This window comes from Chamaesiphon sp. GL140_3_metabinner_50, from assembly GCF_025361915.1.
Lineage (GTDB): Bacteria > Cyanobacteriota > Cyanobacteriia > Cyanobacteriales > Chamaesiphonaceae > Chamaesiphon.
In genome coordinates this window covers 1-9,357 of record NZ_JANYJC010000145.1, presented here as the reverse complement: position 1 = coordinate 9,357, position 9,357 = coordinate 1, and the positions used below count along the sequence as shown (strand labels likewise).

Sequence of the window (9,357 nt, the reverse complement as noted above, 5' to 3'; positions counted from 1 at the left end):
CACAGACTATTCATAAATAGCTTTTGATGAGCTGGTTGTACTGGCGATTGCGACGATCGATCTAGTTGAGTATGCGCCCATTTAAACCATTCATCTTTATCTAAATCTGCCGCACCCGGTTGCTGCTTGAGTCGAGCAATCGCCCTAGCAGTGCGGAGATCGAGCGGTAACGATACTGCGATCGCAATCCCGATAAATAGAAATAAATGCGAACCCAAACAGCCCAATCCGATCGCCAATGCCGTACAAATCGCCTTAAACACCACCCCAATATATGGATATGGCTGTAATAGTAAACCGACAATTTTACCCCCATCCAAGGGGTAAATCGGCAGCAAATTGAGCAAATTAATGCCGACCATCCACAGCCCAAATCCATGCCACCAAGCTAAATTTAAATTGCCATAACTAATAAATAGCATCGCCATACCGATTAAGATTCCTGGCAAAGGGCCGAGCATTAATACCCAAAACTTTTGAGATAGCGTCGCTCCTTCATTTTTACCCATTGCTACACCACCAAAAAATGGAATGAATAGCATACTAGTATTACGATAGCCAAAGAATTGCATTGCTAATAAATGACCGAGTTCGTGCAGCAAAATAATTACGAGTAACTGCACGCCAAAATCCCAGCCCATATATGGAATCGTGGCTAAATAAAAGGCAATGACACTAATTCCAAACCAAAAAAATTTAGTGCGGCGGCTAGATGTAGATGTTTGCGATTGCTCTAACATTTGGGCATTATCGATCGCGATCTCTGATGGAATTTCGATCGGTTGGGCTAGCGGTTGCGGTTTAGGGCGATGATAAATTAATCGATAGGCGTAGCCAAAAGTTTTAATTAACGGTCGGTTGTAAATACCATCGCCTACAGGTATAAAAGTTTTAACATCGATTAATAGATCGACATATCGATCGAAATGCTCGAAATATCGATTGCTAAAACCGATAATATCGAATCGGCGGACTATTCGATCGCTCATTCCCGAACATTGGTGGCGATGATAATCCCATTGTCGTGCTAAATTGTGAATGCGATTATCTGCTAGCGTTGTATTGGGAATATGTTCTAGAATTGCATAAGCCAATCGATCGACAGTCATTAATAAATGTCCGTCGGCAAACCAAGTATAAAAAGTAATCGAAAACGGATCTTTGCCTGTAACTGGATACCGGAGTTCGATTGTTGCAAAGTGAGAACCACTTTCATCTACTAATACTTGCTGCCATCTTACCGGAGGATGAATGCGATGAAATGGCACATATTCAATATAGCCACAATCGCGAAAGCCCAAGTCCTTGAGTTCGACAGCCGCCACATCGAACAGGGTGCGGATATATGCGGGGACTCGATCTGCGGTAACTACCGAGCCACTCATGCGCCCAAATCGCGATCTAGTCAAAATGATGACAGTCAAGCCGTATCGCAGTCCCGATAACATCACCACCCAACCACATAACAACCACAACCAATTCATAACATTTGGGACTTACAAGAGCTTAACTCAGGGTACCCAGAAATGTAGACTGAATTAGGGTGTGAGCAGGGAAATCGTAAATCGTCAATAAATTTACCGTACCTACACACTTAAAAACTGTAAAATCTCGGTATCGGTAGGTTGAGAGTCGATCGCACCAGCTTGTAGAGTAGTTAATGCTCCCGCTGCTGCTGCATAGCGAATTATCTGCGCGCCAGATGTCGCTCCGATGCCTAATTGATGGATTAATCCAGCCACAAAAGCATCGCCAGCACCTGTCGTATCGATCGCAGCTACCTTAAAAGCAGGTTGAGATCCGGTTTCTCCATTCAACCAATATGCCAGCTCGTTACCGCCATCTGTAACAAAAATTCCCAGCGCATTCGGTAAGTATTGCTGAAGCAATTGCGGTGAAGTTTTACCATAAATTAGTTCGGCTTCTTCTTTGGCAAACTTGACATAATGAGCTACTGCTAGTAGTTGCTGAATTTGGGGAATTGCTGCTTTGGGCGATGTCCAAAAAGTCGGTCGCCAATTGATATCTACCACAATTTTGACATCTTGAGCTGTGGCAAATTCTACCGCTTGCCAGGTACTCGCCGCGCTATTCGGATATGCTAATGCTAGTGTCCCCAACAGTAAAAAATCGGCACCAATGAATAGTTCGCTGGAGACTTCACTCAATTGACTATCGGCAAATTTGTCAGTGGGAATATCACCGAAACCACCAAAAATTCGATCGCCATCAGCAGTTCTAATTACCTGCACCTGACGGGTAGGAGCTGTGGGATGATATTGAAGTCCGGTAATATTTACGCCTTCACTAGCTAATTTAGCCGCTAGTTTCGCGCCAGCTTCATCTTCACCGACACAGCCGATAAATCTCGATCGATCGCCCATTTTTACCAGCGCACAAGCGACATTCGCAGGCGCGCCACCTGGTAGTGGAGTCCAAGATTTGACGCTCTCGCTACTGACTCCGATCTCGCACGCTAATAAATCGAATAGCACTTCACCAAGACAAATGACCGTAGACATTTAGGGGCTGGGGTTAGAGGATAAGGTTGGGGACTTGGGGACGAGGAGACTGGGGGGTGGGGGGACTAAGGGACTGGGAGACTAGGGGAGTTAAAATATCGATCGTTGAGTGTAAATTCAATCAAAAATAAAATCAGATGAATAACAATGTTGACCGACTATTGACTAGTTATCATTATCACTTACCAGAGGAACTCATCGCGCAGACTCCCGTAGTACCGAGAGATCGATCGCGGTTATTGGTTGTCGAACCTAATGATGGGTACCAACATCGTCATTTTCATGAAATTGGTGATTTTTTAAAGCCTGGAGATTTACTGGTATTTAATGATACTCGCGTGATTCCGGCGCGAATTTACGGCACCAAAACCACTGGCGCGCCTGTCGAAATTTTGTTACTTTCAGAACGAGAGCATAATTGCTGGTTGGCATTGGTAAAACCCGGACGCAAGCTGAAAATCGGTACTCAAATTGTTTTCCCTTCACGCGATCCTCATGGAAAAATTCCCCAGATTACGGCGACGATTATCGATCGAGACGAGCAGACAGGCGGTAGATTATTGCGGTTTGAATTACCAGACGATATACCATTAATTCAAGTGCTGGCTGATTTTGGCGAACTCCCATTACCTCCATATATCGACGAGCGCACATCTACTCCCGAACAGTACCAAACCGTCTATGCCAAAGTGCCTGGAGCGGTAGCCGCACCGACAGCAGGGCTACATTTTACACCCGAATTACTCGATCGATTGGCAGTGCAGAGCATCCAGCAAGCCTATGTGACTCTACACGTTGGGGTGGGGACTTTTCGCCCGGTAGAAGCTGAAGATATTACCACCCACAAAATGCACCACGAATGGCTGACAATTTCTAGTGAGACAGTCGATCTCATTCAAGCCACCAAAGCCGCAGGAGGCAAGGTATATGCCGTTGGAACTACAGCAGTCCGCGTACTGGAAACGGCAGCTCAGACGGGCGAATTGCAGCCGTACAGCGGCGATACGAATATCTTTATCTACCCTGGATATCAGTGGCAAGTCGTCGATGGGTTAATTACTAATTTTCACCTACCAGGATCGAGCTTAATGATGTTAGTCAGTGCGGCGATCGGTAGACAACGATTATTAGATTTATATCAGATCGCGATCGAGGATAGCTATCGGTTTTATTCCTTTGGCGATGCGATGTTGATTCGATCTTGGAATTCTATGCCTGAATCGATCTCAGATGAGGTGAGGTGATGGCAATCAACAGCTTGCATTGCAACGAATTTCGACGATAAAACCATCAGGATCGTAACAGTAGATGCCGCTTCCAGTCGATCGGGTGACTGGTTCGCCGTCGATTTTGACATTGTGAGCGTGCAAAACCCGAACCGCTAAGTCAAATAAATCGGGCGCGATATCGAAAGCCAAATGATTGGCACGGGTAAATTGCTGAGTCGGATCTGGCGATGGGGGCGATAAATCTGGCTCGGCAAATAAATCGAGAATCGTTCCATCGGGAATCCGAAAGTTGGCTACCTGTCCCTGTTCGACTAATTCAGTCAGACTAGAAGGTATTTCCGTTCCGGCTAGCTCGTGTAAGCCTAAAATTTCACCGTAAAAGTGGCGCGATGCTTGCATATCTTTGACGTTGAGTGCGATGTGGTGCAAGCTGCGGAGCGCACCAACGGGGAGCGAAATCGATTCAGTAGCAATCATTTTGGATACTTCGACTATGCTCAGTACAAGTTTTGGATTCTGGATGGCAGCAATTCCAATCTCGAACATTGAGATTCTCGATCGGATCTGATGGTGGTTTTTAAAAATAAAACTGTCACAACCCGCATTCTGTCGTCAACAGCCTCAGCGCGATCGACAATATTGTAAGTATTTTAAAATGGGCATTGAGTTTGCAGCAAAACTCGTACCGATGTGTGTGGATGGATAAAGCTCAGGGATCGGGCGTGGAGATGTAATCTTTTTACATCTGCCTGACAACCATAGAGCCTGTCGCCTAAAATAGCTACACCCAAACCACGAGAATCGGCTGCATGAACGCGTAATTGATGCGTTCTTCCGGTAACTGGGGTAAATTCAATCCGCGCGTAATCGTCGATTTGTGCTAATACCTGAAACTGAGTCAAGCTTGGTTTGCCCAGATCGAAATCTACTTTTTGGCGAGGTCGATCGAGTGGATCTCCCCATAATGGTAACTCGATCGAGCCGCATTTTGGTGCGATTTTCCCGCCTAAAATTGCCTCATATACCTTGTGTGTAGATCGATCTAGAAACTGCCGACTTAGATGTCGATAGGTTTCTAGATCCCATGTTAATAATAACAGCCCCGAAGTATCGCGATCGAGCCGATGCACGGCATAAATTTTGGGATGTAAATTCCGCAACCTAGTCAGCACGCTATCTTGCAAATCGATCGTCCGTCCCGGTACAGATAATAACCCCGCAGGTTTGTCGATCGCAATAATATATTCATCCTCATAAACGATCTCTAAATCCAACCGATTCGACTGCGAACACAACCCCGCCAACATAAACCCCATCAACGGCTGACACCGATCCACACAAGCCCCATAAAACTCCCTCTGAATCTTTTCCTCTCCCCGTCCCCCAGTCCCCCCGTCCCCCCGTCCCCCCGTCTCCCAGTCCCCCCACCAAAACTCCGCCATCGCAATCGGTCTGAGTCCTTGACTAGCTGCATAATGAAGTAACTTAGGCGCGCAACAATCGCCCGTTCCTGTCGGCATCCCCGCAGGCATTAACGATCGTAACGAGCTAGATGTGCCCAAAAAATTCATCAGTCGATAAGCATCGTGCATCTGCGCCTGAAGTTGTCGCGATCGCGTTTTGCGCTGTTGCTTTAGCTCCCTAATTCGCTCGTCGTTCCGGTCTAAAATCTCCTGGAGCGGCTGTAAAACTGCATCGCGCTCTTGTTTGAGGTTACGGCGTTCTCGTCCATCCTGGCGGCTCTGTGTGGCTAGTTTATCGATCGCAATTATTAATTCTGGCTCGGTAAGTGTAGATTCACATCGTATTCGTTCTTGTTGTCGCCATTCCTTACGCTGACGATGCTCGATCGATAATCGCTCCAATTTATCGGCAAATTCGGCGGCTAATTTACCATATTCTGCCCTGACACTGGTGCGATCTAACTCGATTAGTTCCTGTTTCATCCGTGCCAAGTCTGCTAGTGTATCAGCTTCAGAGATCGCCACTCGATCGCGCCCTGGAATTGGCGGTACCCAGCCAGTGACAACAGCTTCGCCATTTAATAATCCTGAAAAAGCTTTAATGAATCGATATTCATCTCGATCTGTTTTAACTAGCAACACGCCGTACATCTTACCTTCACAATTGAAGCAGGGATCTCGTGTTAATTCCGCCATTAAATGCTGGGCGATTTGCTCTACTGCTCTAGTACGCGGTAATTTCAATAGTTCGCCACTAGGATGAGCATAACCCGCGTACCAATAAGTTGGCGTTGAGTCGATCGGTTGTTGACAGAATAGATCGACACGATCGTCGAGAATTGAATCTAGCATTATCGATGATTATTTTATGTCCTATTCCCGCGATCGGTTGACTGAAGTAGCCGCCGTCTTTTTGAAACTGGGTACGATCGGATTTGGGGGGCCAGCGGCGCATATTGCCATGTTAGAATCCGAAATTGTCGCTCGGCGTAAGTGGATCGATCGATCGCAATTTTTAGATCTTATCGGATTGACAAATCTAATTCCAGGGCCGAGTTCGACCCAAGTGGCGATTTATATCGGCTACTTGCGTGCTGGTTGGTGGGGCTTAATCATTGCGGGAATTTGTTTTATTTTACCTGCGATGGCGATCGTCTGGGCACTGGCGATCGGGTACGAGCGCACGCGGGAACTGCCGCAAATTATCGCGATTTTTGCTGGTATCGTTCCTGTAGTAGTGGTGTTAACCCTGCAAGCCACATTGAAATTAGGTCGATCGGCACTTAAAAATATCCCCACAGGAGCGGCTGGAGTCAGTGCAATTTTTGGTTTGGGCTATTTGAATCTAAATACCTTATTGGTACTGTTCCTGGCAGGATTTGGAGTCATGCTGTGGCAAAATTGGCGCGGCTGGAAACGGGGTTTATCAGTAATTTGGTTGCCCAGAATCGAACTGCCCATTTTAGCCATTTTCCCAGTAATTGCGTCTCATCCTGCATGGCTGGATGTATTCGCGATGTTTCTCAAAATTGGGGCGACAATTTACGGTGGTGGCTACGTGTTATTGGCATTTCTCCAGCCAGAATTGGTCGATCGCACGCACTGGTTGACATCCCAACAATTGCTCGATGCGATCGCCATCGGGCAAGTTACCCCCGGCCCACTATTTACTACAGCCACATTCATCGGCTACCTCCTAGCGGGACATGCAGGGGCAGTTGCCGCCACAATTGGCATATTTTTACCAAGTTTTGGTTTCGTCGCGCTGGTGACGATCTGGGCACCAAAACTACGCCAGTCGCGGTGGTTTAGCAGTTGGTTGGATGGCGTTAATGCAGGTGCTTGGGGGGCAATTGTGGTGGTTGCTTATCGCTTGGGGGCGAGTACGTTAACAGACTGGCAGACAATTTCGATCGCCGCGATCGCTTCAGGGCTACTCTGGAAATGGCGGCTCGATCCAATTTGGTTGGTTTTAGGTGGCGCAACGATCGGCATCATGGGACAATTGGCTCGATCTCATCATTAAAATTGCCGTATTTATCGCAAATTACAACCAGTCAGATCTGGTTAGTTCATATAATAGCTAAAGTTGCTAGTTATGGGTTTTTCGTGTGATGGGTGTTAGGTTTTAGCTATTAGGTTTGAGGTTTTATCCCGTCGCTAATACCCAATATCCAATATCTAATATCCAAATCTTTAACCTTGGTGATAACTAGCAAATTGCGTTAATATTCTATAGTGGCACTCAATTGTAACATCAGCTCTCGATCGTCCAAATCAGCACCATCAATCATTGAATTTATAGGAGGATTTAAACTGACATGCATTTCGATTTACAAACATTAATCAGGACTTTTGGATACCCATTAGTATGGGGGATTGTATTTGCAGAGTCAGGCTTATTAGTAGGATTTCTATTGCCAGGAGATAGCTTATTGTTTGTCGCCGGATTTTTGTGTTCTGTACCCAGAACCGGACTTGATATTAGCGTGATGGCATTTGGTTGTTTTGTGTTTGCAGTTTTGGGCGATAGCGTTGGCTACTATACGGGTAAAAGATTCGGGCGTAAATTATTCGACAAAGAAGATTCTAAGTTTTTCAAGAAAAAGCACTTGATGGCAGCCGAAGATTTTTTTGAGAGCCAGGGTAAAACAGCAATCATTTTGGCGAGATTTATGCCATTTATCCGCACCTTCGCACCGATTGTCGCGGGAATTGCTGCTATGCGCTACCGGACATTCATGACTTATAATGTCGTCGGCGGCTTCGGCTGGGGCATCGGATTGACAGTACTCGGCTATTTTTTAGGTAAAAGTATTCCTGAAGACCAGATCGATCGCTACTTGCTGCCAATTACGTTCGCAATTATGTTTATCTCCCTCGCACCCTCGATTTTCCATATTCTCAGAGCCAACCAACGCAGCAAAAATTAGCAAATTTCCGACTTGGGGTAGCTATTGTTACAGATTGTTGAGTTGTTTCTCATAACTATAGTGTCTGGGGAGGCGATCGGTTTATGATGAATCTCGAAATTGTTAATTAACTAGGAAAAGCTCCAATGCTTGACTCTTTTTCCAGAGCGGTAGTTACCGCAGATGCTAAGACTGCTGCGATCGGTGGTGCTGACCTCAACGCACTCAAAGGTTTCATTGCTGAAGGCAACAAACGTTTAGATGCGGTAAACGCAATTGCTAGTAACGCTAGCTGCGCGGTATCTGATGCTGTTGCTGGGATGATTTGCGAAAACCAAGGCTTGATTCAAGCTGGTGGTAACTGTTATCCTAACCGTCGCATGGCTGCTTGCTTGCGTGACGCTGAAATCATTTTACGCTATGTCACTTACGCTCTGTTAGCTGGTGATGCTTCCGTTCTCGACGATCGTTGTTTAAACGGTTTGAAAGAAACTTACGCAGCATTGGGAGTACCTACAACTTCCACCATCCGTGCAGTTCAAATCATGAAAGCTGCGGCATTGGCTCACATTAATGACACCAACACCGAAGCTAACGGTGGTAAGAAGTTCGTTCAAATGGGCGCATCTAAAGGCGACTGTTCCGCATTAACTTCCGAAGCAGCTTCCTATTTCGATCGCGTAATCTCTGCACTCAGCTAGTAGACGAGAGCCATCGTTACAAGTTGACCGCGCATTGAAACAAACTATCAAAATATTTTTTCTGGAGTTACCCGAACATGAAATCTGTAGTTACCACAGTGATCGCTGCTGCTGATGCGGCTGGTCGTTTCCCTACTTCTTCCGATTTAGAATCCGTACAAGGTAGCATCCAACGTGCTGCTGCTCGTTTAGAAGCTGCTGAGAAACTAGCTGCTAACTTGGACAACGTAGCTAAAGAAGCTTATGATGCTTGCATCAAAAAGTATGGCTACTTGAACAATGCTGGTGAAGCTAACGAAACTCAAGTTAAAAAAGACAAATGTCTGCGCGATATCAAACACTACATGCGTTTGATTAACTACTGTCTGATCGTTGGTGGTACTGGTCCTTTGGATGAGTGGGGTATTGCTGGTGGACGTGAAGTTTACCGTGCATTAGACCTACCTACTGCTCCTTACGTTGAAGCTCTTCGCTTTGCTCGTACTCGCGGTTGTGCTCCTCGTGATATGTCTGCTCAAGCTTTGGTTGAG

The 9,357-nt window shown here is 46.1% G+C and carries 9 protein-coding genes; 5 read left to right on the top strand and 4 right to left on the bottom strand.

Annotated features, from left to right (window positions below; all coding sequences use genetic code 11):
- Window positions 1–1,484, bottom strand: a 1,484-nt coding sequence (locus Q0R35_RS07715) for a site-2 protease family protein (protein ID WP_295615642.1), incomplete at its 3' end; no start/stop codon positions are given.
- Between the two features lie 102 nt (window positions 1,485–1,586).
- Window positions 1,587–2,522 carry a carbohydrate kinase gene (locus tag Q0R35_RS07710; RefSeq protein ID WP_295615639.1) on the bottom strand — a complete coding sequence of 312 codons (936 nt, stop codon included), beginning with the start codon at window positions 2,520–2,522 and terminating at the stop codon, window positions 1,587–1,589.
- Window positions 2,523–2,659: 137 nt separating this feature from the next.
- On the opposite strand from Q0R35_RS07710, the gene queA reads away from it, so the two are divergent.
- A complete protein-coding gene (gene queA, locus Q0R35_RS07705; RefSeq protein WP_295615636.1) occupies window positions 2,660–3,766 on the top strand; it encodes a tRNA preQ1(34) S-adenosylmethionine ribosyltransferase-isomerase QueA in 1,107 nt (368 codons plus the stop codon).
- A gap of 6 nt (window positions 3,767–3,772) precedes the next feature.
- Here queA and Q0R35_RS07700 read toward each other — a convergent pair whose 3' ends face one another.
- Together Q0R35_RS07700 and Q0R35_RS07695 are read right to left on the bottom strand one after the other, a co-directional pair.
- Window positions 3,773–4,228, bottom strand: a complete 456-nt coding sequence (locus Q0R35_RS07700) for a VOC family protein (RefSeq protein ID WP_295615644.1) — start codon at window positions 4,226–4,228, stop codon at window positions 3,773–3,775.
- Window positions 4,229–4,401: 173 nt separating this feature from the next.
- On the bottom strand, window positions 4,402–6,066 hold the full coding sequence (locus Q0R35_RS07695) for an RluA family pseudouridine synthase (protein ID WP_295615634.1): 1,665 nt from the start codon (window positions 6,064–6,066) through the stop codon (window positions 4,402–4,404).
- A gap of 16 nt (window positions 6,067–6,082) precedes the next feature.
- On the opposite strand from Q0R35_RS07695, the gene chrA reads away from it, so the two are divergent.
- The 4 genes from chrA to Q0R35_RS07675 form a co-directional block, all read left to right on the top strand.
- Window positions 6,083–7,240 (top strand): chromate efflux transporter, encoded by a 1,158-nt coding sequence (gene chrA, locus Q0R35_RS07690; protein ID WP_295615632.1) that lies wholly within the window; start codon window positions 6,083–6,085, stop codon window positions 7,238–7,240.
- A gap of 295 nt (window positions 7,241–7,535) precedes the next feature.
- A complete protein-coding gene (locus Q0R35_RS07685) occupies window positions 7,536–8,147 on the top strand; it encodes a VTT domain-containing protein (protein ID WP_295615630.1) in 612 nt (203 codons plus the stop codon).
- 125 nt (window positions 8,148–8,272) lie between these two features.
- The gene (locus Q0R35_RS07680) at window positions 8,273–8,827 is read left to right on the top strand and encodes a bleomycin hydrolase (RefSeq protein WP_295615629.1); all 555 of its coding nucleotides are present in this window, start codon (window positions 8,273–8,275) and stop codon (window positions 8,825–8,827) included.
- A gap of 77 nt (window positions 8,828–8,904) precedes the next feature.
- The coding region (locus Q0R35_RS07675; protein ID WP_295615627.1) for a bleomycin hydrolase at window positions 8,905–9,357 on the top strand (453 nt) is incomplete at its 3' end.